Raw genomic sequence first — 26,202 nt, 5'->3', positions numbered from 1 at the left:
AAATAAACTAAATTTTATACTTAAAAGAAAATATAAGCTTTATTTATTAGATAGAGTCCCGGCTTGCTCAAAAGAAGGAAATTGTTTTTGCCACATCGCAGCATAAGCTGCTTTGTGCTTAATCAATTCACTATGGATTCCTTCCTCTACTAATTTTCCCTGATGTAATACCACTATTTTATCTGCATTCACCACTGTACTTAAACGGTGGGCAATTAAAATAATGGTTTTTCCTTTTGACCGCAGATAAGCGATGGTCTTAAAGATATACTCTTCTGCTGTAGAATCCAGTGAGGAAGTTGCTTCGTCCAGGATCAGGATCTCCGGTTCGCGGTATAAAGCCCGGGCTATAGCTAAACGCTGGCGTTGCCCTCCGGAAAGGTTTCCGCCGTTTTCCCCAAGGTAAGTATCAAATCCATTGGGCAGCTGCTCAATAAACTCCAGGATATTGATTTCCCCGCAAATGCGGATGATCTTTTTCATATCGGGCTCCATATCGCCAATGGCGATATTTTCTATGACATTTCCGGCAAATAAATGCATATCCTGCGGAACGACACCAACTATCCGGCGAAGACTTTCATTCGTAATATATTTAATGTCATAATCGCCAATCAGAATACTACCAGACTGCAAGGGGTAAATGTGCTGAAGCAGCGACAACAAGGTAGTTTTTCCTGATCCGCTTTCACCCACTACAGCTGTAATCTTCCCCTTTGGGATCATCAGGCTAAAATCTTCAAAAACGGTAACCCGGGTACCATAACGGAAGTTCACATTTTTAAACACAATATCCCCAATCATATCAGCGGTTAGCGCAGCCCTGTTCTCTGTAGTTTCCCTTTCCAGATCCATGATCTCAAAAAGCCTGTCGGCCGCAATCCTGGCATCCTGCAAAACCTTGTTCATCCCGATCAGGCTGACTACCGGACCTGTAAAATAACCGATGATCGCGTAAAAAGACAACAGTTCACCCGCTGTGATCAGGTTTGATATCACAAAAGCCGCTCCGGCCCATAACAGGATTACTGCAAACAGGCTGGATACAAACCCACTCGCATTGCCTGCCCATAAAGAATTGATGCCCGATGTATAAATGGTCCGCAATAAACTGACAAACCGGAGTTCCGTTTTTAGATTGGCAAAGCTTTCCAGCCCAAACCGTTTAATGGTACTTACTGCGGTTACCGACTCTACAAATTGGTTTTCCAGCTCAGCGGTTTTTTCCATTAGTTTCCGCTGTGTGCTTTTATTCACCTTGTTCGAGAAATAATAGATCACTGCATACAGCGGCACCACGATCAGCATGATCAGCGCCAGCTTCCAGTAATAAGTGAACATCAAGGCAAAGGAGAAAAAGAGAATAAATACGTTGACCACGAAACCTACCAGCACATCATTGATAAACGCCCTGATCTTAACGGCATCATTCATCCTGGAGATGATCTCCCCTACTCTCATCGTATCAAAAAACTGCTGAGGGAGCCTTAATAAGTGTTTATAATAACCTAAAATCAGCCTGGCATCTATCTGCTGCCCGGTCTTAATAGTCAGCAGTGTCTTCGCATGATTAATAAAAATCTGCAGGAAAATAATAGCGATCATCACCGTTCCCATCAGGTTCAGCAAATTCATATTACCATCGGGCAACACATTATCAACGATCTTCTGCAGAAAAATAGAAGTAGACAGTCCCAGAATCGTATAAAAAACAGAGCCAACAAGTACCTGCAGTAAAATAGAGCGATGTGGTTTCAGCAGGTAAAAAAATCTTTGTTCTATGCTAACCCTTTCAGAACCTGTGGTGAAATTATCCCGTGGCAGTAACAGGACCAGTACACTTGTCCATTTTTGTTTAAAATCTTCATGGCTCACCTTTTGAATTTCACCATAAGCCGGATCCATAATTTCCAGGTGTCTCTGTGTAATTTTATAGATCACCACATAATGCGCCATGTTATTCTGATTGACATGGGCAATTACCGGAAGAGGAACACTGGGCAGGTTTTCAAATGTTCCGCGTACCCCTTTTGCGGTAAATCCAATCCGCCCGGAAGCCTCTATCAGCCCCAGTATATTAGTCCCTTTTGAATCTGTAGACGCAAACTGCCTGATTCGGGCAATGGGCAGGTCGAGGTCATAAAACGCAGCTATTGAAGCGATACAAGCCGCTCCGCAGTCGGTCGCATCATGTTGTTTGATCTTAATCAGTTTCTTCTTTCTCATATCGAATTTCCCTGTGCGGATGCCGCCGTTTCATTTGGATTCAGCCAGTCATCAGCCTGATCATACAAGAGTTGGAACAGCGTACGGCGGGTTACAAAAAATCTTGCCTGTAAGCTCATTCCCTTTTTTATCTTACCGATATAACCATTCTTAAGTTCCAGCTGGTAATGATCAAGCATACATCTTACTTTAAAATAAGGCTGTCTGCCATTGTCTGAAAAGATATCACTGGAAATAGAAATTACCTTACCATCTACCATACCCCACTGATTATAATTATAGGCATCTACCTGAAACTTCGCCTTTGTGCCTACACGGAGTAAACCAATATCTTTTGGTAAAACATACGTTTCGGCAATCATTTTTGAATCTGGAGAGATCACCCCCAATAATTCATTTGCACTAACAAGACTACCGGGCTGTATACCCTTTAATTGCTGAACGGAACCAGTTAACGCAGCCCTCAGGGTATAAAACTCTTTTTGTTCCGAATATTGTTTACTTTCTGAATGTAACTCACGGGTTTGAATGCGAAGCGCATTTAGTTCCGTTTGCCATTTGCTGCCCTGATCTTCTCCAATCAGGGAGATCTCATTCTGAATGTTCATCAACTTAAGCTTCACCTCATCAAATTCAGCAGCAGAAATAGCATTGCGGTTAAACAGGTACAAATAGCGGTCGTAATTTATTTTTGCTGAGGCATAACGCGATCTTGCTTCTGCAATGCGCTGCATAAAAAAAGTATACTGCTGATGGTATATCCCCGAGCTAAGCTGCAACCGCTTCGACCAGTTATTTTTTTTAAAGGCTTCAATCAGCACCTTCAGATCTTCCACCTGGGCAAAAATATCTTTTTGCTGCAGTTTTACCTGGTCGTTCTTTCCTTCGAGTGATTCCCTCTTAATAGTGAGTAAAACCTGCCCCGCTTTGACATGTTTATTTTCGTTGACGAATACAGAATCTATCCGGCCGGAAACCAGTGGTTTAATATCATTACGCTCTTCTACAGAACGAAACAGGCCTGTGCTTTTTACATTTACATCTACCTTGATAAAAAACAACCCAAGAAAAACTATAATCAATACGAGCAGCAGGGTTTGGTAGATAACTTTGGTTCCGGAATTATGCGTGTGAAAGTGAAATTCCGCAGTATTTTCAATGAACTCCTGCGGAAAGATATATTTATCATGGTCCATGATTATAATTAAAAGCAAAAGGGAGAAATGTGAGTTTCTCCCTTAGCCGGTTTATGATTAAACAATAAAACCTGTTTGTCTTAAAGACCGCTTAAAAGACCAGTTAAACCACCTAAATTTAAACCGCCTAAATTTAAACCTGAACCTAAAAGGCTTGAAAGGTTACCTGTAACAGCTGAAATCGCTAACCCGCCAGTAGCTGTGTTAGAGATACCTAAAGATAACAGACCACCGATAGATAATCCGCCAGATAAACTACCTGAAATAGGAAGGCCTAATAATGAACCGCCATTAATTTCTGTTAATTCGTTTTGATTTAGTTCCTGAAGTTTCATACTTTAATAAGTTAATATATTTGTTTAATGCCTGATTTTCCCAGGTTCCGGCAATTCCTGTACAACTCCAAAATTTAATTTTTGAGCCCGTTCAATGAATAAAACGAGAAGAATGTTCCCCGGGATTTTTTTCCCCACCACTATCATACAACCACAGAGAATACATTAACCCTTTACGTTGTGCTGTTTTTATCAACCTTGAAGACGAAAAATACGTAAGCAAAACAACTTATAAAATGATGACTAACTGGCAATTAATTAATAATTGGCTAAACACAAATCCGTCAACTATGATATTTCGTTAGTTCAGTTTTAGTATAAAAGAAATTGTGATTATATGAAAGACCCAGTGGAGTTGAAACCGAAAATAGTAGCAGGTAACATCAGAAAAATCAGGGAATATAGAAACTATACTCAGGACTATCTGGCAGCGAAGCTGTCTATCTCTCAAAATGCGTATAGTAAAATTGAGTTGGGATACAGCAAGATAACGCTGGACAGATTGTTTCAGATTGCTATAATTTTGGAAATCGAAGTGATGCAGTTAATTTGTATAGACCACAGGACTACAGTAAAATTAGACCCTCCTTCTTCTGACGCTTCTTCTGCTGCGATGTAAGCTGTTTATAATATCTTTGCACCATGCAAATGGACGTAGAGAATATTATAAAAAGAACGATCAGTTTTGTTAAAGAAATGCTTGCAGGTGCAGAAGCCGGGCACGACTGGTTTCATATAGAACGTGTGTACCGAAATGCTTTATATATCAATGCGGAAGAACAGGGTCATCTGCTTACTGTTTCGCTGGCAGCTTTGCTGCACGATATTGCCGATAGCAAGTTCAATAATGGAGATGAGGAAGTAGGGCCGCAAATAGCTAAAGAATTTATGCAGCGCCTTGAAATCCCCGAGGAAGTGATTCTGCATGTTTGCGGAATTATCAAGAACATGAGTTATAAAGCCAGCCTTGGAGCGGTAACCTTCAGTTCTAAAGAACTGGATATTGTACAGGATGCAGACCGGCTGGATGCCATCGGAGCTATTGGAATAGCCCGGGCATTTACTTATGGCGGGTATAAAAACCGGCTGATGTATGATCCGGCGATTGCCCCCGACCTGAGCATGGATAAAGAAGTTTACAAAAATTCCACGGCCCCTACCATAAATCATTTTTACGAAAAACTGCTCCGTTTAAAAAACCTCATGAAAACTGATGTAGGATTAAAAATGGCAGCGGCAAGACATGAGTTTATGCTGGTTTACCTCGATCAATTTTACAGCGAGTGGGAGGGAAAAAGCTAAATAACATTCCTCAGAAGAATACTATTAACTAATATTATTAGTATAGTTATACTATATTTGTTAGCAAATCATGTATAATGTCTGAGCGTATTAGAGAAAAGCTGAATATCCTCGCCGATGCTGCAAAATATGATGTTTCCTGTTCGTCCAGCGGGGGCACCAGGAAAAATGATAATAAAGGACTGGGAGACAGTCATACTTCCGGCATTTGTCATACTTATACAGAAGATGGCAGGTGTGTTTCGCTGTTAAAAATACTGCTAACCAATCATTGTATTTTTGACTGTGCTTATTGCGTATCGCGCAAAAGTAATGACATTGAACGTGCTGCCTTTACGGTAGAAGAAGTGGTGGAGCTAACCATGAATTTTTACCGCAGAAATTATATAGAAGGGCTTTTTCTGAGTTCCGGCATTTTTAAAAATGCGGATTTTACAATGGAACGCCTGTTAAGGGTAGTGAAAAAATTAAGACTGGAAGAACGTTTCAACGGTTATATACACTTAAAAACTATTCCTGGTGCCAGTGACGAACTGATCAGGGAAGCGGGAATGTATGCCGACAGAATGAGCATTAACCTTGAAATGCCTACCGAAAGCGGATTAAAGTTATTGGCACCGGATAAAAGTCATCAGGATGTGATCAAACCCCTGGGATACGTTCAGCAACAGATCGTCCAGTTTAAAGAAGAACGCAAACTGATTAAAAGCGTTCCTAAATTTGTTCCGGCAGGACAAAGTACACAAATGGTAATTGGCGCTACTCCTGAAACAGATAAAGAAATCATGCATACTGCCGATGCTTTTTACAGGAACTTTTCGCTCAAAAGGGTATATTATTCTGGTTATATTCCCATCAGCAATGACAGCAGAATGCCTTTATTAGGAACCCAGCCGCCCCTGATCAGGGAAAACCGCCTCTACCAAACAGACTGGCTAATGCGCTTTTACGGGTTCCATGTGAATGAGTTGTTAAACGATGCAAACCCCCACCTGGATATAGATATCGATCCAAAATTGAGCTGGGCATTGCGCAACCTGCAAAATTTTCCAATAGATATCAATGTGGCATCTTATAATCAGATATTACGCATTCCGGGCATCGGTGTGGGTTCTGCCAAGAAAATTGTTCAGGCCAGAAAGTTTGGTAAACTCCGTATCGATCAGCTGAAAAAAATAGGCGTTTCATACAATCGTGCAAAACATTTTATCAAATGTGCAGACACTCCCTATCAGCTAAAAGATTACCAGGGCACACAGATTAAATCTTTTATTTTGGCGGAAAGCCAGAGTAAATACCTGAAACATGATGTAAACCAGCTTATTCTTTTTTAGATGGAAATCTATGTTTTTGACGGGAGCTTTGAAGGATTGCTTTGTGCAGTGTTCGACTGGTTTGAACGTAAGCCCGGAAAAATACAGCTAAAAACCGAAGCGGCTTACCAGCCCGATGCTTTTACTTCAGCCCTTTTTATACACAACGACCAGAAAAAGGCAGATAGGGTATGGAAGGGGATACAGGCAAAATTGCCTAAAGAATGGCTCCGTCGCTTTTATTGCGCTTATTTATCAGAATTGGATGAAGCTTATACTGCCCTGTTCGAATTTACCTGTTATCTTTTTACCAATGGGCCCGGAGCAGAGAAAAACTATGGCAATCCCTATGTACTTGATATCAGTCAGCTTGCCCGAAAAGTGGAGCGCGAGAAACACCGGATGGAAGCTTTCATACGTTTTCAGCATACGGCTGATGGCATTTTCTATTGCGGTATAGATCCCGATTTTAATGTGCTCCCTTTGATCATGACGCATTTCAAAAATCGCTATGCCGATCAGCAATGGATTATTTATGATATCAAAAGACACTACGGAATATTTTATGATCTGGAAAAAGTAGAAGAAATAAAAATGGATTTCAATGCCCAAAATAACCTGTTGAAATCCTCTTCTCCGGCACTCTCCGCTAAGGAAGGATTATATGCCGTGTTATGGAAAGACTATTTCCATAGCGTAAATATTCCCGCCAGGAAAAACACAAAACTCCATGTTCAGCATGTGCCAAAAAGGTACTGGAAATATCTAACGGAGAAACAACTTTAAGAACCGAATATTGAGTTTAGAATTAACATTAAATTGTAAATTTATCTCGTAAATTGCCTTCATGAAGTTAAGTGTCCTTGTTTTAATCACTGCTTTAGGAGTCGGCCTCTCTATAGCTCTAGTCAATTTTCACTTCCAGCAAAGCTGGTATTTTATGCTGGTATCCTTCGGAATCTCCTTCGTTACCAGTTTTATTCTGTTTTACTACCTGCTGGAGAAGTATATCTATTCCAAAATCAAGCTGATTTACAAACTGATACATAATCTTAAATTAGGTAAAGACCTGAAAGATGCCCTGGGAGAATATGTGAGTTCTGACCCGATCAATGATGTGGAACATGAAGTAAAAGAATGGGCCGGCGCTAAAAAACTGGAGATAGACCTGCTTAAAAAACAAGAGCAATTCAGGAAAGAATTTTTGTCGAATGTCTCTCATGAATTTAAAACACCTCTTTTTGCGATTCAGGGTTATATTGAAACCTTACAGGATTGCTTGCTTGATGATCCTGAAATGGCTGTTAAGTTTTTACAAAAGGCGGAAAAAAATGTGGAACGCCTTAGCTATCTGATCAATGATCTGGATTCTATATCTAAACTGGAATCAGGTGAAATACCAATTGATTATCAAAAATTCGACTTCGTTCTGCTGGCTAAAGAGGTAATAGAAGGCCTGGAAGACAAAGCGAAAAAAAGAAATGTCACCCTTTTCTTTAAGGAAAAGTATATGCACCCCGCGTTTGTAAATGCAGACCGCGAAAAGATAAGGCAGGTAATGATTAACCTGATCTCTAATTCCATCAAATATGGTAAAGAACAAGGATCAACAGCGATTAAGATCTTTGAACTGCATGATCAGTACCTTATAGAGGTAACAGATGATGGCATTGGAATTGATGAAAAACACCTGTCGAGGTTATTCGAACGTTTTTACCGTGTAGACACCCACCGTTCAAGAGAGGTTGGCGGCACCGGGCTTGGGTTAGCCATTGTTAAACATATATTAGAAGCCCACGAACAGATTATATCCGTAAGAAGCACTTTACAGATCGGAACTACTTTTGCATTTACGCTGCAGAAAATGGGATAGATTTAAATGCATATTGATTTAATGTTAACACTTAACACTAACTTAACATTGTAGTGCTACTTTTGTAACCATATTTAATAGTTAACATGAATAACATTTTTAAGTTCTTTACGCCCAAAGACAAAAAATTCCAACCACTCTTTGAACAGGCCGGAAGTAATATATTAAAAATCTCAGAAGTACTTTTCCTGGCTTTAAGCACAAAAGACCTTGAAAAGAGAAAAGAACATATCAAAGAAATAGAGCGACTGGAGCATGTTGGAGACGATATTACCCATTCTATTTTCCTGGAATTAAGCAAGAACTTTATTACTCCATTTGACAGGGAAGATATCCATGCCCTGGCCAGCGCCGTTGATGATATTGCTGATTATATCCATGCCTCTGCTACGAATATAGAATTATACAATATTAAAAATATTGGTGACGCCATGATCAAACTGGCGGAACTGCTGGTAGAGATGTGTACCGATTTAGACAAGGCTATCCGGGAATTAAGAAGCTTTAAGAACATCAGGGTGATTGCTGATGCTTGTGTACGTATCAATAGCGGGGAAAATCAGGCTGATTATGTTTGTAATCTGGCCATTGCAAGATTATTTGAATTTGAAACGAATGCGATTGAACTGATCAAGCAAAAAGAAGTTCTGCAAACACTCGAAATGGCAACAGATAAATGTGAAGATGCCGCGAATGTGCTGGAATCTATATTGGTTAAGAACGCATAAAATTATAAAAAATGGGCAATACCTTATTGGTTGTTGTAGTTATTCTGGCCATTGGTTTTGACTATATCAATGGTTTTCACGATGCGGCCAACTCAATTGCTACGGTCGTATCCACAAAAGTCCTTACGCCTTTTCAGGCGGTACTATGGGCGGCGCTTTTTAATTTTGCCGCTTATTTTTATTTTACAGATCATAAAGTGGCAAATACAATTGCCAAAACAGTTTTAGAGCAATATATCACACTCGAGGTAATCCTCGCGGGGCTAATCGCGGCGATTATCTGGAATTTATTTACCTGGTGGTATGGGATTCCTTCCAGTTCATCACATACTTTACTTGGCGGTTTTGCCGGTGCCGGTATGGCAAAAGCATTTAGCATGGGTGCCAGTGCAATGGATGCCATTAACCTCGCCCCCATTTTAAAAGTAGTTGCCTTTATTGTACTCGCCCCGGTGATCGGGATGTTTATCTCAGTTATCATTTCCATCATATTATTACACCTGGCCAAGAATGCCAGGCCATCTGTGGCAGAAAAGTGGTTCAAAAAACTGCAGCTGGTTTCTTCCGCAGCGCTAAGTTTTACCCATGGAGGTAATGATGCCCAAAAAGTAATGGGTATTATTTATGTATCCATGGTTGCTGCAAACGTATTGAAAACCGGGGATGCGATGCCGGAATGGATTCCTATCTGCTGTTATGCAGCGATATCTTTAGGCACCATGAGCGGCGGATGGAAAATTGTAAAAACCATGGGTTCGAAGATCACCAAAGTAAATGCTTTTGAAGGCGTAGCCGCAGAAACTGCTGGTGCAGTGACTTTAGGATTAACAGAACATTTTGGTATTCCCGTTTCTACTACACATACCATTACAGGATCTATTGTAGGTGTAGGGCTCTTAAAACGAGTATCTGCTGTAAGATGGGGAGTAACGGTAAATCTGCTTTGGGCATGGATATTAACTATTCCTGTGTCAGCTACATTAGCCGCCATCATTTTTAGCATTCTGCGCCTGTTTTTTTAAATCACAGCCGGTTTTAAACCGATAGTTACGATATTATCAATCCCTCTGAGTAATTATTCAGGGGGATTTTTGTTAAAAGGCTATGGTATAGCTAACCCGTGCATCAGCCGATTTTGGCTGCTCCCATTTAGGCCCTTCTTTGATCAGCCTTACAGCTTCTGCATCAAATTCAGGACTTGCGCTTTTCTCAACCTTAATCGCTGAGGGTTTTCCCTCTGCATCAATCAGGAAACTGAGCGCTACAAATTTCCCGGACTTGTCATCCTTACCAAATTTATTATTGTCACTCAGATAACTATCCAGATTTGCCCAGCCACCCACAGGAGTAGAAACAGCAGGGGCAATTGTAGCTACACGGGCATTTTTAACAACAACCTCATTTAAAACGTCTGCTGGTTTTGATACTGCTGTATCAGCAACATCATCTTTTTGTATATCGGCTGACTGAACAGCATTTGCAGCCATAGTATTATTTAAAACTTCTTTTTTCGGACGGATAATACCAGCAGATACAGGTTCCTGAGCTACAGCAGGTGTATTTGCAGCATAACTATCGCTCTTAGCAGAATCGACTGCCGCAGGAGTGGGTGTAAGGTTTACCTCTACGCTATGGGGTTTATTTTTAGACAACTGCTCACGGTTCTCACTGGCACGCATAAAGAAAAATATACTCACAGAGATAAACATCACCGCCGCCGCAGAAGCTACACTTAAGCGCTGCCAGGTAAAGACACTTTCTTTCTTGATGATCTGCTGCTGGGCAATACGCTCATACAATTGTTTTTGCAGCAGGGAAATAGATTGCTTGCGGCTGCGGGATTCTGTTAATCCGGCCAATGCCTGCGCAACAAAAGGATCTTCCAGTGCCTGCTTCTCCAGCTGGTGCATAGCCTGGTTATCAAGCTTGCCATCCAGGTAATCTTCCAGTAATTCTATATCTAACCAATTGTTATTCACTGCTCTTTTTCTCTATACAAATTTTGAGGTTCCGTTTTCCGTTTTGAATATAACTCTTTACTTTGAGCATTTCATAACCGGTGATCTCTGCGACTTCTTTATAACACTTCTCCTGCAGATAAAATAAGTCTACACTTATCTTTTGTTCTTCCGGCAGTGTTTCCATACACTTTTCCATTACTGTAAGCTGCCTCTCTTTTGTATCTTCAATATCCAGATGCACAAAATCGCCATTTTCCACAAAAGCATCTTCTAAAGATACCGTATTATGTTTTGCAGATTTACGTAATGCCATTAAACAATGGTTTCTTGTTAATACATGCAGCCAGCTTTTAAAATTCTGCACTTCATGAACCTTCAGCTTGGTGACCAGCTCCTCAAAGATCTGCATGACAGCATCTTTGCTGGCTTCTTCCTCTTTGAAATAATTGAGGCAAACCCCATAAACCAGGTGCATATATCTGTTATAAAGTATGCCCAATACATCCAAACTCCCGGTATGTCTATACTGGGAGATTAGAGCAGCATCGTCCTGTTCCTTGTTACCGGTTAAATTCTTTATAAATTTCAATAAGTAAAGATAAATCTTTCCAAGTATAAAAATATTTTTCCACTCTCTTATAGAACTCCCAAATTTTGACAATCATTCAGCAGACAGCAATTTTAGGCAGTTTTTGTGTAATATTGATTCGTATATAACACAACAATGAAGAAACTTAAATTATTACTCCTTGCTTTTTCTTTGCTCATTTGCAGTACCTACGCTGCGCACAGCCAATCCCAGCTGGGTAGCCTGTTAAATAAAATCCCAAAAGGCAACCCTTCATCTTCAGAAATGGGAACGGGCATCAAGCAGGCCCTGGAAGCCGGGATCTCCAGGGGAGCAGATCAGCTTTCCGCTAAAGATGGCTTTCTTGGAAATCCAGCAGTAAAGATCCTGTTTCCACCGGAAGCACAAAAAATTGAAAAAACCTTAAGAAGCATTGGGCTGGGTTCACTGGCCGACAATGTAATTACCAGTTTAAACAGGGCTGCAGAAGACGCCGCAAAAGATGCAAAACCTATTTTCCTTTCGGCCATTAAACAAATGACCATTGCAGACGCCACAAATATTGTCCTCGGAGATCAGAATTCCGCAACCGAATACTTCAGAAGGGTAACCACAGCACAACTGCTGGCCGCATTTACACCAGTGATTGCCGCAAGCCTGAATAAAGTTGGCGCTACTAAATACTGGAGCGATGCAACACATGAATACAATAAATTGCCTTTGGTAAAAAAGGTAAACACAGACCTTCCTGCTTACACTACGCAAAAAGCAATTGATGGTATGTTTGTACAGGTAGCAGTGGAAGAACTAAAGATCAGGAATAATCTGGGTGCCCGTACTACGCCTGTTCTTCAGAAAGTTTTCGGCTATGCTGATAAGAACAGAAACTAAGGAATAATTCATCATCTTAAAATCCTAATCAGGCATTCCGCTCTGATTCAATTATAACCAGAAAAAAAATATAGCTACTAATAGAAATAAAAGCTACTTTTATACAGAACAATTACGAATAACTTACAGGTATATTGGATTTTAAAGATTTTAATTTTAACCCTGATCTATTAGAGGGTTTATTAGCGATGGGTTTCAGAAATGCAACTCCTATACAACAGGAAGCAATTCCACTCATCCTTGCGAAAAAAGACTTAATTGCATGTGCCCAAACGGGTACAGGTAAAACAGGAGCTTACCTGCTGCCGGTCATGAATATGATCAGCCAGACGGAGAACCGCCATAACAATACACTGATACTTGCACCTACGCGCGAATTAGCGCAACAAATAGACTTGCAAGTAGAAGCACTTTCCTATTTCACCAATATCAGTTCTTTAACTGTTTACGGTGGAGGGGATGGTATTGCTTACGAACAGCAAAAACGCAGCATGCGTGAAGGGGTTGACATTATTATCGCTACCCCGGGAAGACTGATCTCTCATCTTTCTTCAGGATTACTGAAGCTGGATCAACTGCAGCACCTGGTGCTGGATGAAGCAGACAGAATGCTGGATATGGGATTCTATGACGACATCATGCGTATTGTAAGCTTTCTTCCGGAAAAAAGGCAGACGGTATTATTCTCTGCAACGATGCCGCCAAAGATCAGGAAACTGGCAGGCAGCCTTTTACATAATCCGGAACAAATCAGCATTGCGATATCAAAACCCGCAGCAGGAATCAATCAGCAGGCCTACATTGTGCATGATGCACAAAAAGTTAAACTGCTGACTGAACTGATGAAAAACGTAGAATATCCAAGTATTTTAATTTTTGCTTCCACAAAGGAAAAAGTTAAAAATCTGGGTAAGGTTTTCCGCGGACTGGGTTTCAAAGCTGAAGCTTTCCATTCAGACCTTGACCAAAAAGAAAGAGAAGGCATCTTATCAGAATTTAAGAATAAACGTGTGCCTGTACTGATTGGTACCGATGTATTGTCGCGCGGTATTGATGTGGAAGGTATTTCACTGGTGATCAATTTTGATGTACCGCATGATCCTGAAGATTATATCCACCGGATTGGACGTACAGCAAGGGCTGCAACAACAGGAACGGCAATCACTTTAGTTAACGACAAAGACAAACGTAAGTTTGCCAATATAGAAAAGCTGATCGACAAAAAGATCGACAGGATGCCTTTACCAGAACACCTGGGAGAAGCGCCTTCAGAAACAGTCGACAGTGCTCCACGAACAGATAGGCCCGATCATCAAAAGCCCAAGCGTAAGTTCTGGAAGAAAAAGCCAAAGGCTGCCGGAAGCACATCCGGATCAGAATAAGATTTCAGCAGGAGCAACAATATTGCTCCTGTTTTTTTTTATCTTTATTGCTATGCAAAACCTACCCCCATTAGCAGAACGTATGCGTCCGAAAAATCTGGATGAATATGTTGGCCAGAAACATCTGGTAGGGCCTGATGCAGTTTTGCGTAAGGCTATCCAAAGCGGGCAACTGCCTTCTATGATCTTCTGGGGACCTCCCGGAGTAGGAAAAACTACTTTAGCTTATATCATATCCCAGACGTTAGACCGTCCTTTTTTTAATTTGAGTGCCATTAACTCAGGCGTAAAAGATATACGTGAAGTAATCGATAAAGCCGCATTACTTAAAGACAGCCTTTTAGGATTGCCTATTCTCTTTATTGATGAGATTCACCGCTTTAGTAAATCGCAGCAGGATAGCCTGCTAGGCGCTGTAGAGCGGGGACTGGTTACGCTGATCGGTGCCACAACAGAAAACCCCTCTTTTGAAGTCATCTCCGCTTTGCTTTCCCGCTGTCAGGTATATATCCTGAAGTCGCTGGATGAAGATGAACTATCCGGATTGCTGCATACAGCCATTCGCGAAGATGTGCTGCTAAAAGATAAAAAAATTACTATCCAGGATCATGAAGCGCTGATCCGTTTGTCGGGCGGCGATGCCAGGAAATTATTGAATGTACTGGAAATTGCGGTGAACGGCATAGGCGGTAACAGCGTGGTGCTGACCAATGAAAATGTATTACAGCATGCACAGCAGAACCTTGCCCTTTATGATAAGGCCGGAGAACAGCATTATGATATTATCTCTGCCTTTATCAAATCGATCAGGGGAAGTGATCCAAATGCCGCTGTTTACTGGCTCGCCAGGATGATTGAAGGCGGTGAAGATCCCTTGTTCATTGCCCGGAGATTATTGATACTCGCTTCCGAAGATATAGGAAATGCCAATCCCAATGCCTTGCTGCTGGCCAACAACTGTTTCCAGGCTGTTAATGTGATCGGTTATCCTGAAGCCAGGATCATCCTGTCACAGGCGGTTACCTATCTGGCCTCCTCTGCCAAAAGTAATGCCTCTTATGAAGCGATTAACAAGGCACAACAGCTGGTTAAACAAACAGGAAACCTGCCCGTTCCCCTGCATATCAGGAATGCGCCAACTAAGCTGATGAAAAACATCGGCTATGGAAAGGACTATAAATACTCACATGGTTATGAAGGCAATTTTGCTGCCCAGGAATACCTGCCCGACCAGATCAGCGGTACAAAATTATATGATCCCGGCAGCAATCCCGCAGAAGATAAATTAAGAGAGAAATTGAAACAAAACTGGAAAGACAAATACAACTATTAAACTATGCTCTCAACATTCTTAAATCATCAATGGCTTGCCTTTTGGCGGTCCAGAGGTAAAGCCGGTACCATTGCAGCACAGCTCATTTTGGGTTTTGTACTGCTTTATATCATAGGGGTATCCATTTTGGTGGGCCTGGAGATGCAGGAAATTATTGAAAAATTGCTGCCGGGTAAAAGTGTGATGCTGGTATTTAACGGAATGATCTTATATTATTTCGCCATTGAGCTGATCATACGTCTGCAGATGCAGGAACTGCCAACGTTAGCTGTTGTCCCTTACCTGCATTTGAATATCCACAAAAGAAAGCTTGTTAATTTTCTTAACCTGAGGGCTCTTTTTTCAGCATTTAACATCCTGCCCCTCTTTGTATTCTTTCCTTTTTGTATCCTGCATATCGGCAGTAACGAAGGAAGTTTAGTCTGCTGCATGTACCTGCTGACTATATTGTCATTTACAATATTTAATAACTATGCGGCACTTTATTTTAAAAGGATATCTGCACAAAATATATGGGTTGTACTGCCCGGGTTGGCTATTATAGTCGCTATTGGCTTGCTGGAATACTTAAAGGTCTTTTCTATAGCTGCATTTTCAAATATCATTTTTCACGAAATAACAGTTTTACCGCCAGTCGCTATCGTTTTTCCCATCCTGGCGGGAATCATGTTTTTCATCAACGCACGGTTTTTAAGAAATAACCTTTATATCGAAGAACTAAAATCCGGCGAACAAAAGAAATCAAGTACCGATTATCCTTTTCTGGATAGGTTTGGTACAGCAGGTACATTGGCGGCAATGGAAATTAAATTGATCCTGCGTAACAAACGCCCGCGGGCAACTGTAGCTAAAGGACTTATATTCCTGATTTACGGTTTTATGTTCTACAAGCCACGTTTTATCGCATCCGCTCAGTTCCACATGATGCTTTTTCCGGCAATCTTCATGTCTGGAAGCACGATTCTCCTTTACGGCCAGTTTATGTTTGGATGGCAGGGAGCGGAATTTGATGGATTGTTATCAAATAAAGTCAGCATCAAAACATTTTTTAAAGCTAAATTTCTGCTGCTTACTATTTCTGCTACCCTGCTTACAATTTTGATCAGCTTTTATGGCTTGATGAGCTGGAAAATCCTGGCGGTACAATTTGCCGCCTATTTTTATAATATAGGCGCAGGCACAGTAATCGTGTTATATTTCGCAACATCAAACTATAAATTTGTAGACCTCAGCAAGGGTACCAGTTTCAACTGGCAGGGTGTAGGTGCATCTACCATGATTATGGCACTTCCCTTATTAATTGCCCCCTATGTCATCTATTACCCGTTTTCTTTAATTAGTCCTTATTTGGGTTTAGCCGCCCTTGGCTTAATTGGGATTGTGGGAATCTTTACCCGTAACTTCTGGACAGACTTTTTAGTCAGAGAATTTAATAAAAGAAAATATAAAATTGCCGCCGGCTTTAGAGAAAGATCATGATCATAGAAATAAACAACCTGAAAAAAATATATGCAGGCCGTACTGTTGTAGATATCGAAAAACTCAGCATTAACCCTGGCGAAACGGTCGGTGTGGTGGGTAATAACGGAGCCGGAAAAACAACTTTGTTTAGAATGCTGCTCGACCTGATCCGACCCGATTCCGGAGAAATATTGTCCAAAGGGATTAATGTAGCCAGCGATGATCAATGGAAAAGTTATACAGCCTCATACCTGGATGAAGGTTTCCTAATAGACTATCTTACACCAGAGGAATACTTTGTATTTGTTGGCAGCCTGCACCAGCTGAGTGTAAAAGACGTTACTGCTTATTTGAGCCAATACCAGGACTTTTTTAATGGAGAGATTCTGGAAAGAGGCAAATACATCAGGGATTTTTCAAAAGGAAATCAGAATAAGATCGGTATCAGCGCTGCTTTGATGCAGGACCCCGAATTACTGATACTGGACGAACCTTTTGCTAATCTTGATCCTACTACTCAAATGCGGCTCATCACACATTTAAAATCACTGAAATCAGGTAAGCTCACTACCCTGATCTCCAGTCATGACCTGAACCATGTTACAGATGTATGCGACCGCATCATTTTATTCGAAAAAGGAAAAGTGATCAAAGATTTGTATACAAATGAAAACACCTTAAAAGAATTGGAAGAATATTTTTCGCATTAACAGATGTACAGAATTTTGGTCGATAGTTCTTCATTATAGGTTAATCACACAAAATTTAACCAGATTAAAATTGCATTAAAAACGATTAACCTTGTGTAACAAGAATATATCATTTATACTTGCAGTTGGCATCAGCTTTGATTTGAAGCCTGTATTAACTTATAAATTAACATCATCATGACTTCAAAATTTAGAATAGCAGTATTCAGTATAGCTTTATCCATTGGTGCAATGGCATTTCAGGGCTGCGATAGTTTAACAAAAACACAAAAAGGGGCCGGAATCGGCGCTGCGGCCGGTGGCGTGCTCGGAGCCCTTATTGGAAATAAAGCAGGAAATACTGCTGTTGGCGCTATCTTAGGTGGCGCAGTAGGCGGTGTAGCCGGCGGATTGATTGGTAAAAGAATGGATAAACAGGCGGCAGAGATTCAAAATACGATCCCAAATGCACAGGTTGTACGTGAAGGTGAAGGTATCATCGTAAAATTTGACAGTGGTATTTTGTTCGATTTTGCGAGTGCAAATCTGAAAGATGCAGCTAAACAGAATATTAAATCGTTAGCCGGATCAATTAACGAATATCCAAATACGGATATTAAAGTTATTGGCCATACAGACAATAAAGGAACAGAAGACTATAATTTAGGTCTTTCAGAACAAAGGGCAGCATCGGTTAAAGCTTATGCAGTTGCACAAGGCGTTCCTGCATCAAGGATGACCACTGTAGGTAAAGGTTTCTCTGAGCCTATTGCAGATAACTCAACTGATGCAGGCAGAGCGGCCAACCGAAGGGTGGAAATCGTTATTGTTGCCAATGACCAATTGAAACAACAAGCGGCACAAGGTCAGTTACAAAACTAAATTGTCCAAAACACAACACGAAAAAGGCCGGAGCAAATGTTCCGGCCTTTTTGTTTAGATATCCTCTCTATATATATCATCAAAATAATTGATGGTTAGTGATTTCAGGAGCAGCTCCTGTTCCATCATCGCAAAAGATGGTACAGGTTTAACCAGCTTCCAGTGTGGCCAGCCGTCCTGGTCCAGTCCTTCCAGCTCATAAAATCCCATCTCACTCATTAAACGGCAGGTAGCAATATGCATCAGCTCTTCTTTCTGGCGTTTGCTGTACTTGCCTGGTCCCTTGCCTAATTCCTGAACGCCTATTAAGAATAACATTACCTTTAAATCGGGTATATCTGAATCAAATTCCTGTGCAATTTTTTGCTGCAGGATCTTCCACTTTGCATTAATTTCTGCTGGCTTCATGCACAAAGATAAAACTATAGGGTACTTTATGACAATATAATTCATACATAAGTTTTTGGATTCGCTATTTTTAACCCTTTAAACAGATCAGTTAATGGATACAATAATTTCAGCCGGCCTCATGGCCTACGGTATGTCAGGCAAAATATTTCATGCTCCTTTTATCAGCGCCCACCCGGGTTTTAAACTTCATGCTGTTACCGAGAGGCACCAGAAAAATGCAGATAAGGATTTTCCCGGTATCATTAGTTATGACTCTACAGATGAATTGATTGCTGATGAAAACATCAACCTGATCGTTATTAATTCGCCCAATTATACCCATTATGAATACGCTAAGCAGGCGCTGAATGCAGGTAAACATATCCTCGTAGAAAAACCTTTTACAGCCAGCGTTGCAGAAGCTGAAGAAATATTTAAACTGGCCGAAAGCCTGGGCAAAAAGGTATTTGTATACCAGAGCCGCAGATGGGACAGTGACTTTAATGCCGTGAAAAAAATTGTTGATGGCGGCAGGCTGGGCAAACTTTCAGAAGTACATTTCAGGTACGACCGCTACCGGGTAGAAATAGGCGCAAAAAAGTTTAAAGAAGAGCCTATGGCAGCAAGCGGCCTGCAGTATGATCTCGGCCCGCATTTGCTGGACCAGGCGATCAGCCTTTTTGAAAAGCCGGATGCTTTTCAGAAGATCTTAGGAAAAAACAGACCGGGTACCAAGATGGACGATTATTTTTCTATTCATCTCAGCTATCCGAATGATGTTAACGTATTTGTACATGCCAGTATGCTGATTGTTGATATACAACCCTCCTTTGTAGTACATGGGCAGCATGGAAGTTTTATCAAAGAAAGAGCCGACGTACAGGAAGAACAGCTGCTTAAAGGTATAAAACCTAACGATCCGGGTTTTGGCGTAGAAGCCAGAGGCAAAGAAGGAAAGCTAACATTAATCGATAAAAATGGCGATAGAACACAGGAACTGATCTCTTCAGAAACAGCGAACTATATAGACTTTTTTGAAGCCGTTTACCAGTCACTGCTAAACAATGCACCTTTCCCTGTAGAACAGCAGCAGATCCTCACACAATTAGCTATATTGGAATCATGATCCCCTATATCATCTTAGCCGCAGCATTTTTGGTTGCCTTATATTTCATCTTCAGGAAACCTAAGGCCAAACAACCTGTAGATGCAGCAACTGTGGCATCCGACAGACAGCTGTTACTGGAACATGTGGCCTATTATCAAAAACTAGAGCCGGATGCACGTCTTAAATTTGAAGCCCTGCTGCAGGATTTCCTCAGTTATGTACGTATTGAAGGCGTTGGGCTTACGCCAGATCCGCTGGATAGGTTACTGGTAGCCTGCAGTGCGATCATTCCCGTATTTGGATTTGGACACTGGAAATACCAGAACTTAAGTAGTGTTGTGTTATATCCGGATACCTTTAATCAGGAATTCCAGTTTGAAGGCGGGGAACGCAATATCTTAGGAATGGTGGGGACAGGTTATATGAACGGCCAGATGGTCTTATCACATTCTGCATTGCTGCAGGGATTTTCAGTGAGTGCAGGGAAAGAAAATACGGCCATCCATGAATTTGTGCACCTGCTGGATAAATCGGATGGTGCTACAGATGGCATTCCTGAAAACCTGATGCCCCATCAGTATATTATCCCCTGGGTAAAAATGATCCATCAGGAGATCAGCAAAATTGAACATGGTCATTCAGACATTAACCCATACGCAGTGACCAATGAAGCTGAATTCTTTGCCGTAGTTTCGGAATATTTCTTTGAAAAACCGGATCAGTTTAAAGAAAAACACCCCGAGCTTTACCAGATTCTGGCCGAAACATTCTTGCAAGACCCTGTAAAAAAGGAAGTTTTATAAGGCAGCCAACAGCGCATTCATAAATTCTGTGGGCACTTCCATATGCGGGATATGCCCACAGCCTTCAAATTCAATCAGTTTGGCCTTAGGTATCCTGGCAGCAGTTTGTTTGCCCAATACCTTATACTGTCCGTGCCGGGCCTGCTCCTGTGGGCTCAATAAACCTTTACCTACAATCGTTTTATCTTCCTTTCCAATAAACAACACTGTAGGCACTTTAATATCCTGAAATTCGTGTACTACCGGCTGCTCATAGATCATGGTAAAAGTCATTGCCGCAACTTTGGCATAACGTGGAAAATCAGCACTAAAGGTTACACCTGCACCAATATTTACAAGTTCATCATAGGCTGGTTTCCATGACGTGAAATAAGAGCTTTGGTAATACTTTTTTATACTGGCCGCGGTACCTTTTAACTCTGTTTTATATTCTTCTTCTGTAGTCACATAAGGAACAAACTCGCGGTAATCTTCCAGTCCGATAGGGTCTTCCAGTAATAATTTCTCTATAGTTTGAGGATATAACAGCGCAAACCTGGTGGCCAGCATTCCTCCCATAGAATGACCCAGGATATTGGCCTTTTGAATGCCGAGTGTGTCTAACAGTGCTTTATTCCAGCGGGCCAGCTGGTGAAAGCTGTAGTGGATAAATGCCTTGGACGATTTTCCGAAACCAATCTGATCAGGAACAATAACCCTAAAACCATGTTCCGTTAATCCCTTGATCACATTGCCCCAGTAATAACCTCCAAAGTTTTTACCATGAAATAAAACTACCGTTCTTCCATTTGCATTTTGCGTAGGTGCCACATCCATATAGGCCATCCGGATATCCTGCCCTTCCGTATGGATAGGAAAGTATTTTACAGGATAAGGATACGTAACCCCCTCTAAAGTAATAGAAAGTGTATCTGTCTTTTGGGCAGACAGGGAGAAGGATAAACAAAGCAAAAAAGCAGCTGGGACAAATAGTTTCCTGAACATATCAATTCAATTTCCTTGTTATAACATCCTTAAATAGCTAAAAGTTCTTCCATGTCCATAATTCATAAAAAAGCCCCGCTCCTGTATGGATGCGGGGCTGATATCACAATTTCTTGTTTACTTTTTAAGCGTGAAGGGAATGTTTACTCCAAAGGTGACGTTACGTCCCATATTATAAATTCCTAACGTAGGATCTTCTTCGCTTAACCTTCCTGGCTTGAAACGGCTTAAATGATCATAATAGGCCTTATCCAGCAAGTTTTTACCAGCCACATAAATCGTGATGTCCTGGCTTTTGCTCAACTTCAATGTAGTGCCAACCGATGCATTTAACAGGGTATAACCTGCACTGGGCGTTTCAAAACTATCAATCTTGGTCTGTTTAAAGAAGTTGTCTATACCTACAGAAACATAAGAATGTGAAGTTCCATTGATCTTAGGTTCAAAGCGCAGTTCATTTCGTAAGGTGGCTGCAGGAATAAAAGGCAATGATCCATGTGTAGTGGTATTGGTTGCCCTGGTATAGGAGAAACTATTTTCAAAATGGATAAAGCTAAGCGGGTGTAAAGTTAAGGAAGCTTCGATACCCCGTAAAAAAGCATTGTCCTGAACAAAATTATACACCGGATATTCGGTTCCGTTAACCAGTTTACTCTGTCCGTCTGTACTGTAGTAAATATAATTATTAATGATATTTGCAAAACCGCCCAGGCTGGTACTTACATACTGGTTCTGGTATTCAAACGAAGCATCCAGCTGATAACTTTGTTCCGGTTTTAGATTTGGATTACCGATCTCATAACGGAATGCGCCTTCATGTACTCCATTGGCGGATAGTTCAGCAATATTAGGGGCCCTGAAAGCACTTCCCAAATTGCTCTTAAAGCTAAAAGCATCATTAAATTCATGGGTATAACCAACGGCACCTGTTACGTGAGAAAATTTATTGGTAAAACCATTAAACTGCGACTCGCCATCAAATGCCTTGCCAGTCATCCCTCTATAGTCAAAACGTGCACCGGCATTAAATGTATCTTCTTTCCATGTCTTTTTAACATAAGCAAAAGCGCCAAATGCCTGAGAATCGTAATCCGGTATCAGTTGCTCCAGACCGGAAGTATTCAGACTGTGCATATATTCACCAGACACGCCAAATACGGGTGCCCATCCATGCTCCTCTTTCAGCGAATACTTGATATCATAACTGTAGGTATAACTGTTCAGGAACAAATTGGGTGCTTCACCCTCTGTATCCAGTTCCCTGCGCAGGTTATGCTGATAACCCAAAGTAGCCTTGATGCTGCCATTACCCAATAAAATATTACTGTTCATCGCTAATTTGTAATGACGAACATCCTGTTTAGGATAAGCCAAAGTCCTGTCCTTATCCTGTGCATTAGAAAAAGTATTCCCGTTTTCATCTACCAGCTGGCCGGCATCGTTCCTTACCGGGTCGTAGAAACCCAGATTAGTACGAAAGCTGGAAGCATCTAAATGTGCATAACCCCAGCTTTTATTCAGCCCTATCTGGCCTTCATAATCTGTTTCGTTGTATCCCGAATTCGGAACATATTCTGTAGGAGTTTTATAAGAATAAGCATTTTTATAAGAACCCCGAACTTTATAAGTAAGGCCGTTTTCATTGCCCTGGAGCATCAGCGAACTTCCTGTCTGCCCGTTATTGCTTGCATAATTGGTTAGAAACTCACCTCTTAGCGTGCCATCGGGAGCAGGTAATCCGTCAAGAATGTTAATCACACCTCCCAGCGCATCAGAACCATACATCAAACTCGCCGGGCCTTTTAACACCTCTACATGGTCGGCACTATACTGGTCAATTTCAATCCCATGCTCATCTCCCCATTGCTGCCCTTCCTGTTTTACGCCATCACTTACCGTAACCACGCGGTTATAACTTAACCCACGGATCACCGGCTTTGATATTCCCGGGCCTGTTGTGATTTGTGCAACGCCCGGTACACGGGAGATCGCATCAATTAAATTGGTGGAAGGATGGTCCAGCAGATCGGCTTTGCTCACCGAAGAAACTGAAGTACTGTTTTTACGGTTATCAGAACTGCCTCCGGTGCCCGTGATTACTACTTCCCTGCCTTCAATTACACTGGGCTGCAAAGCAAAAGCCAGCGAACCCGGATTAGCCAGGTCTATAGATTGTGTAAATGTCCTGTAACCGATATAACTTACCTGAACCAGGAAACGCCCTTTTGCAGGAAGGTTTTTAATAACAAATTCACCTTTACTATTGGTAATTGCGGAAGCACGCAGATCAGGAATGGATATCGTAGCCCCCGGAAGCGGATATTTAGTATCGGCATCGACAATTGTGCCCCTAAATTCCGTCACACTGGCAGCATAAAGCCCCGTGAATGCAAATAGCAACACAAATAAAAGTAAGTAGATTTTTCTCATTAGGGCATATTTTAGTAAAGGCAGAATAAAGGGATAACGGCAAACCCAAAATAGGAATAAATCAAAGATTTAACAGATAGATAAGCGCTTGTATTTCAGTTAAGCAGCAAAAGTAATTAAATATGTTTCAATCATGTAATTATAAAGTAACAAAGCTTTTATAATACCCCGGTTAGCTATAAAACGAATAATATGGCATGGTAACTGTGCTGTTACAAATGATCTTCTTTACCAAAATTCCAACACCTATGGCAACTGCTCAGCAAATAAAAAACAGCTATATAGATTACGTGCTCACACATGACGAGCAGCCTAAATCTGTTTACACTTTCGTTAAAAAATTAAAGATCACCGAAGCCGAATTTTATGAATTCTATGCGTCCTTCGAAAGCATAGAGAAAATGATATGGGTTGAGCTCACCGCAGAAACGATTGATACCATCCGCCAGCAGGAAGTATGGGCCCAGTACTCTTCAAGAGACCGGATGCTTTCTTTCTTTTACAGTTACATAGAATTGCTGAAAAGACAAAGGAGCTTTATTATTTACAGTCTTAAAAAACAAAGTACCCGCTTTTCCACTCCAGATGTATTATCTGGTGTAAAACCCATTTTCGAGAACTTTGCCGATGAATTAATTAACGAGGGATTGGAAAGCGGCGAACTGGCCGACCGTAAGTTTTTAACAAAAAGATATAAAGATGCGCTCTGGATACAGTTTGCATTTATCATTAATTTCTGGATTAACGATGACAGTGCCGGCTTTGAGAAAACCGACGAAGCGATTGAAAAAGGTATTAATGTAACATTCGACCTGTTTCAGCGCTCCCCGCTTGATAATCTATTTGAGTATGGGAAGTTCTTATCCAGGAATGGAAAGTTTGCAGATAAAATGAGGAATCAATAACACATGGACGAACAGAACAGTATTCCTGTCACTAAAGTAGAGCGCTCTGCCAAATTTGTAAAAACAGGATTTCAGATTGGCGGAAATTATATTAAACATTATTCTAAAAAACTTTTCAATCCAGACTTAGGTAGGGATGAGCTGAATGAGGACAATGCTACTGATATTTACAAATCACTAAGCGAGCTGAAAGGAAGTGCTTTAAAAATTGCACAGATGCTCAGTATGGATAAGAACATCTTGCCAAAATCTTATGTCGATAAATTTAGCCAGTCGCAATACAATGCGCCTCCCCTTTCAGGGCCACTCATTGTAAGAACTTTTACCAAAAACTTTGGTAAAACACCAGAGGCGATTTATGATAAATTCAATATCGTTTCTACCAATGCCGCTTCAATCGGACAGGTACATCAGGCAGAGCTGAAAGGAAAAAAGTTAGCCGTAAAGATCCAGTATCCTGGTGTGGGCGACAGCATCTCCTCCGACTTAAAACTGGTGAAACCTTTCGCCTTCCGCTTATTGGGGATGAGTGAAAAAGAATTGAATATCTACATTAAGGAAGTAGAGGAAAGATTGCTGGAAGAAACCGACTATGAGCTGGAGGTCCGCAGGTCTATTGAGATCACCAATGCCTGTAAAGATTTAAAAAATGTAGTTTTCCCAACCTATTATCCTGAACTTTCGGGTAAGCGGATCATTACGATGGACTGGATCAATGGACTTCATTTAAAAGAATTCCTTCAAACCAACCCTTCACAGGAATTGCGTAATAAAATTGGCCAGGCTTTATGGGATTTTTATAATTTCCAGCAGCATGAACTGCGTGCCGTACATGCAGATCCGCATCCCGGCAATTTTATGATTACCCCCGACGAAAAGTTGGGCGTGATAGATTTTGGCTGTATAAAGGAATTACCTGATGATTTTTATGTGCCTTTCTTTTCACTGATCTCTTCTGATGTGGTGAGCGACAAAGCTAAAACCATTGAGGCTTTCAGAAAGCTGGACATGATCCATGCAAGCGACAATGCCACACAGGTAGAATTTTATTACAAAGCCTACCTGGAAATGATACAGCTTTTTGCCAAACCTTACCTTAGCAGCACCTTTGATTTCAGTCAGCCTGAATTCTTTGAAAAACTATATGCTTACGGAGAAAAGATTGCTAAAATGCCCGAATTTAAACAGGCCCGGGGGGTAAAGCATTTTATCTACGTAAACAGGACTAATTTTGGCCTGTATCAAATCCTGCAAGAATTAAAAGCCGTAGTACATACTGATACTTATCAACCTCATATCAAATAATAATTTCTGTGCCTGTACTGATAAAAATTACAGGCACTTGCTCTTCAATTTACTAAATATAATGAAACCTGCATCAGCTTACGGTTTACAAAAGTCATGAAGAAGCTGATGCAAGCTTCATAACCATAAACCAAATA

At 41.0% G+C, this 26,202-nt stretch carries 25 protein-coding genes; 17 read left to right on the top strand and 8 right to left on the bottom strand.

Going from position 1 to position 26,202, the window contains the following annotated elements; genetic code table 11:
* Positions 1-39 precede the first annotated feature (39 nt).
* The 3 genes from GSQ84_RS07250 to GSQ84_RS07240 form a co-directional block, all read right to left on the bottom strand.
* Entirely contained in the window at positions 40-2,226 is a 2,187-nt protein-coding gene (locus GSQ84_RS07250; protein WP_158796585.1) for a peptidase domain-containing ABC transporter, read from the bottom strand.
* Positions 2,223-3,422 (bottom strand): HlyD family secretion protein, encoded by a 1,200-nt coding sequence (locus GSQ84_RS07245; protein ID WP_158796584.1) that lies wholly within the window; start codon positions 3,420-3,422, stop codon positions 2,223-2,225. Before GSQ84_RS07245 ends, GSQ84_RS07250 begins: the two co-directional genes overlap by 4 nt.
* 80 nt (positions 3,423-3,502) lie before the next feature.
* Positions 3,503-3,757: a hypothetical protein gene (locus GSQ84_RS07240; RefSeq protein WP_158796583.1), complete on the bottom strand. Its 255-nt coding sequence runs from the start codon at positions 3,755-3,757 to the stop codon at positions 3,503-3,505.
* Positions 3,758-4,094: 337 nt separating this feature from the next.
* Between GSQ84_RS07240 and GSQ84_RS07235 the strand changes: the two genes are divergently transcribed.
* From GSQ84_RS07235 to GSQ84_RS07205, 7 genes are all read left to right on the top strand, one after another.
* Positions 4,095-4,376, top strand: coding sequence for a helix-turn-helix domain-containing protein (locus tag GSQ84_RS07235; protein ID WP_158796582.1), 282 nt, complete (start codon positions 4,095-4,097; stop codon positions 4,374-4,376).
* A 29-nt stretch (positions 4,377-4,405) separates the two neighbouring features.
* Complete coding sequence (locus GSQ84_RS07230) at positions 4,406-5,059, top strand: HD domain-containing protein (protein ID WP_158797365.1); 654 nt, start codon at positions 4,406-4,408, stop codon at positions 5,057-5,059.
* Between the two features lie 77 nt (positions 5,060-5,136).
* Positions 5,137-6,393 carry a putative DNA modification/repair radical SAM protein gene (locus GSQ84_RS07225; RefSeq protein WP_158796581.1) on the top strand — a complete coding sequence of 419 codons (1,257 nt, stop codon included), beginning with the start codon at positions 5,137-5,139 and terminating at the stop codon, positions 6,391-6,393.
* Positions 6,394-7,158 carry a TIGR03915 family putative DNA repair protein gene (locus tag GSQ84_RS07220; protein WP_158796580.1) on the top strand — a complete coding sequence of 255 codons (765 nt, stop codon included), beginning with the start codon at positions 6,394-6,396 and terminating at the stop codon, positions 7,156-7,158.
* A 61-nt stretch (positions 7,159-7,219) separates the two neighbouring features.
* Complete coding sequence (locus GSQ84_RS07215) at positions 7,220-8,245, top strand: cell wall metabolism sensor histidine kinase WalK (RefSeq protein ID WP_158796579.1); 1,026 nt, start codon at positions 7,220-7,222, stop codon at positions 8,243-8,245.
* 86 nt (positions 8,246-8,331) lie between these two features.
* Positions 8,332-8,973: a DUF47 domain-containing protein gene (locus tag GSQ84_RS07210; RefSeq protein ID WP_158796578.1), complete on the top strand. Its 642-nt coding sequence runs from the start codon at positions 8,332-8,334 to the stop codon at positions 8,971-8,973.
* Between the two features lie 11 nt (positions 8,974-8,984).
* Complete coding sequence (locus GSQ84_RS07205) at positions 8,985-9,995, top strand: inorganic phosphate transporter (protein ID WP_158796577.1); 1,011 nt, start codon at positions 8,985-8,987, stop codon at positions 9,993-9,995.
* A 72-nt stretch (positions 9,996-10,067) separates the two neighbouring features.
* On the opposite strand, the gene GSQ84_RS07200 is transcribed toward GSQ84_RS07205, so the two are convergent.
* Complete coding sequence (locus tag GSQ84_RS07200; protein WP_158796576.1) at positions 10,068-10,952, bottom strand: energy transducer TonB; 885 nt, start codon at positions 10,950-10,952, stop codon at positions 10,068-10,070.
* Positions 10,945-11,523, bottom strand: coding sequence for an RNA polymerase sigma factor (locus tag GSQ84_RS07195; RefSeq protein WP_158796575.1), 579 nt, complete (start codon positions 11,521-11,523; stop codon positions 10,945-10,947). Before GSQ84_RS07195 ends, GSQ84_RS07200 begins: the two co-directional genes overlap by 8 nt.
* Before the next feature lie 135 nt (positions 11,524-11,658).
* Between GSQ84_RS07195 and GSQ84_RS07190 the strand changes: the two genes are divergently transcribed.
* The 6 genes from GSQ84_RS07190 to GSQ84_RS07165 all read left to right on the top strand — a co-directional run bounded on the left by GSQ84_RS07190 (position 11,659) and on the right by GSQ84_RS07165 (position 18,140).
* Positions 11,659-12,393 (top strand): DUF4197 domain-containing protein, encoded by a 735-nt coding sequence (locus GSQ84_RS07190; protein ID WP_158796574.1) that lies wholly within the window; start codon positions 11,659-11,661, stop codon positions 12,391-12,393.
* Between the two features lie 134 nt (positions 12,394-12,527).
* Positions 12,528-13,775 carry a DEAD/DEAH box helicase gene (locus tag GSQ84_RS07185; protein ID WP_174238634.1) on the top strand — a complete coding sequence of 416 codons (1,248 nt, stop codon included), beginning with the start codon at positions 12,528-12,530 and terminating at the stop codon, positions 13,773-13,775.
* Between the two features lie 52 nt (positions 13,776-13,827).
* Entirely contained in the window at positions 13,828-15,108 is a 1,281-nt protein-coding gene (locus tag GSQ84_RS07180) for a replication-associated recombination protein A (RefSeq protein ID WP_158796573.1), read from the top strand.
* Positions 15,109-15,111: 3 nt separating this feature from the next.
* Complete coding sequence (locus tag GSQ84_RS07175; protein ID WP_158796572.1) at positions 15,112-16,587, top strand: DUF5687 family protein; 1,476 nt, start codon at positions 15,112-15,114, stop codon at positions 16,585-16,587.
* A complete protein-coding gene (locus GSQ84_RS07170) occupies positions 16,584-17,279 on the top strand; it encodes an ABC transporter ATP-binding protein (RefSeq protein WP_158796571.1) in 696 nt (231 codons plus the stop codon). The genes GSQ84_RS07175 and GSQ84_RS07170 overlap by 4 nt, the downstream gene beginning before the upstream one ends.
* A gap of 177 nt (positions 17,280-17,456) precedes the next feature.
* Positions 17,457-18,140 (top strand): OmpA family protein, encoded by a 684-nt coding sequence (locus GSQ84_RS07165; RefSeq protein WP_158796570.1) that lies wholly within the window; start codon positions 17,457-17,459, stop codon positions 18,138-18,140.
* Positions 18,141-18,194: 54 nt separating this feature from the next.
* Here the strand turns inward: GSQ84_RS07165 and GSQ84_RS07160 are convergent, their stop codons facing one another.
* Complete coding sequence (locus GSQ84_RS07160) at positions 18,195-18,548, bottom strand: hypothetical protein (RefSeq protein WP_158796569.1); 354 nt, start codon at positions 18,546-18,548, stop codon at positions 18,195-18,197.
* 94 nt (positions 18,549-18,642) lie between these two features.
* Here GSQ84_RS07160 and GSQ84_RS07155 point away from each other — a divergent pair, with 94 nt between their 5' ends.
* Entirely contained in the window at positions 18,643-19,656 is a 1,014-nt protein-coding gene (locus GSQ84_RS07155) for a Gfo/Idh/MocA family oxidoreductase (RefSeq protein ID WP_158796568.1), read from the top strand.
* Complete coding sequence (locus tag GSQ84_RS07150; protein WP_158796567.1) at positions 19,653-20,441, top strand: zinc-dependent peptidase; 789 nt, start codon at positions 19,653-19,655, stop codon at positions 20,439-20,441. The genes GSQ84_RS07155 and GSQ84_RS07150 overlap by 4 nt, the downstream gene beginning before the upstream one ends.
* On the opposite strand, the gene GSQ84_RS07145 is transcribed toward GSQ84_RS07150, so the two are convergent.
* Together GSQ84_RS07145 and GSQ84_RS07140 are read right to left on the bottom strand one after the other, a co-directional pair.
* Positions 20,436-21,425 carry an alpha/beta fold hydrolase gene (locus GSQ84_RS07145; protein ID WP_158796566.1) on the bottom strand — a complete coding sequence of 330 codons (990 nt, stop codon included), beginning with the start codon at positions 21,423-21,425 and terminating at the stop codon, positions 20,436-20,438. The genes GSQ84_RS07150 and GSQ84_RS07145 overlap by 6 nt on opposite strands.
* A gap of 117 nt (positions 21,426-21,542) precedes the next feature.
* Positions 21,543-23,855, bottom strand: coding sequence for a TonB-dependent receptor (locus GSQ84_RS07140; protein ID WP_158796565.1), 2,313 nt, complete (start codon positions 23,853-23,855; stop codon positions 21,543-21,545).
* A gap of 197 nt (positions 23,856-24,052) precedes the next feature.
* Between GSQ84_RS07140 and GSQ84_RS07135 the strand changes: the two genes are divergently transcribed.
* Positions 24,053-24,760: a TetR family transcriptional regulator C-terminal domain-containing protein gene (locus tag GSQ84_RS07135; protein ID WP_371416353.1), complete on the top strand. Its 708-nt coding sequence runs from the start codon at positions 24,053-24,055 to the stop codon at positions 24,758-24,760.
* Between the two features lie 3 nt (positions 24,761-24,763).
* Positions 24,764-26,065 (top strand): AarF/ABC1/UbiB kinase family protein, encoded by a 1,302-nt coding sequence (locus tag GSQ84_RS07130; RefSeq protein ID WP_158796564.1) that lies wholly within the window; start codon positions 24,764-24,766, stop codon positions 26,063-26,065.
* Positions 26,066-26,202: the final 137 nt, after the last annotated feature.

Source organism: Pedobacter sp. L105 (assembly GCF_009765875.1).
GTDB lineage: Bacteria > Bacteroidota > Bacteroidia > Sphingobacteriales > Sphingobacteriaceae > Pedobacter.
Note: the sequence above shows the minus strand (reverse complement) of the source record. Positions and strands in the feature narration are given on the sequence as shown.

Coding starts and splice junctions, on each gene's coding strand:
- GSQ84_RS07250 (WP_158796585.1), bottom strand. CDS start 2,226: ATGAGAAAGAAGAAACTGATTAAGATCAAACAACATGATGCGACCGAC.
- GSQ84_RS07245 (WP_158796584.1), bottom strand. CDS start 3,422: ATGGACCATGATAAATATATCTTTCCGCAGGAGTTCATTGAAAATACT.
- GSQ84_RS07240 (WP_158796583.1), bottom strand. CDS start 3,757: ATGAAACTTCAGGAACTAAATCAAAACGAATTAACAGAAATTAATGGC.
- GSQ84_RS07235 (WP_158796582.1), top strand. CDS start 4,095: ATGAAAGACCCAGTGGAGTTGAAACCGAAAATAGTAGCAGGTAACATC.
- GSQ84_RS07230 (WP_158797365.1), top strand. CDS start 4,406: ATGGACGTAGAGAATATTATAAAAAGAACGATCAGTTTTGTTAAAGAA.
- GSQ84_RS07225 (WP_158796581.1), top strand. CDS start 5,137: ATGTCTGAGCGTATTAGAGAAAAGCTGAATATCCTCGCCGATGCTGCA.
- GSQ84_RS07220 (WP_158796580.1), top strand. CDS start 6,394: ATGGAAATCTATGTTTTTGACGGGAGCTTTGAAGGATTGCTTTGTGCA.
- GSQ84_RS07215 (WP_158796579.1), top strand. CDS start 7,220: ATGAAGTTAAGTGTCCTTGTTTTAATCACTGCTTTAGGAGTCGGCCTC.
- GSQ84_RS07210 (WP_158796578.1), top strand. CDS start 8,332: ATGAATAACATTTTTAAGTTCTTTACGCCCAAAGACAAAAAATTCCAA.
- GSQ84_RS07205 (WP_158796577.1), top strand. CDS start 8,985: ATGGGCAATACCTTATTGGTTGTTGTAGTTATTCTGGCCATTGGTTTT.
- GSQ84_RS07190 (WP_158796574.1), top strand. CDS start 11,659: ATGAAGAAACTTAAATTATTACTCCTTGCTTTTTCTTTGCTCATTTGC.
- GSQ84_RS07180 (WP_158796573.1), top strand. CDS start 13,828: ATGCAAAACCTACCCCCATTAGCAGAACGTATGCGTCCGAAAAATCTG.
- GSQ84_RS07175 (WP_158796572.1), top strand. CDS start 15,112: ATGCTCTCAACATTCTTAAATCATCAATGGCTTGCCTTTTGGCGGTCC.
- GSQ84_RS07170 (WP_158796571.1), top strand. CDS start 16,584: ATGATCATAGAAATAAACAACCTGAAAAAAATATATGCAGGCCGTACT.
- GSQ84_RS07165 (WP_158796570.1), top strand. CDS start 17,457: ATGACTTCAAAATTTAGAATAGCAGTATTCAGTATAGCTTTATCCATT.
- GSQ84_RS07160 (WP_158796569.1), bottom strand. CDS start 18,548: ATGAAGCCAGCAGAAATTAATGCAAAGTGGAAGATCCTGCAGCAAAAA.
- GSQ84_RS07155 (WP_158796568.1), top strand. CDS start 18,643: ATGGATACAATAATTTCAGCCGGCCTCATGGCCTACGGTATGTCAGGC.
- GSQ84_RS07150 (WP_158796567.1), top strand. CDS start 19,653: ATGATCCCCTATATCATCTTAGCCGCAGCATTTTTGGTTGCCTTATAT.
- GSQ84_RS07145 (WP_158796566.1), bottom strand. CDS start 21,425: ATGTTCAGGAAACTATTTGTCCCAGCTGCTTTTTTGCTTTGTTTATCC.
- GSQ84_RS07140 (WP_158796565.1), bottom strand. CDS start 23,855: ATGAGAAAAATCTACTTACTTTTATTTGTGTTGCTATTTGCATTCACG.
- GSQ84_RS07135 (WP_371416353.1), top strand. CDS start 24,053: ATGGTAACTGTGCTGTTACAAATGATCTTCTTTACCAAAATTCCAACA.
- GSQ84_RS07130 (WP_158796564.1), top strand. CDS start 24,764: ATGGACGAACAGAACAGTATTCCTGTCACTAAAGTAGAGCGCTCTGCC.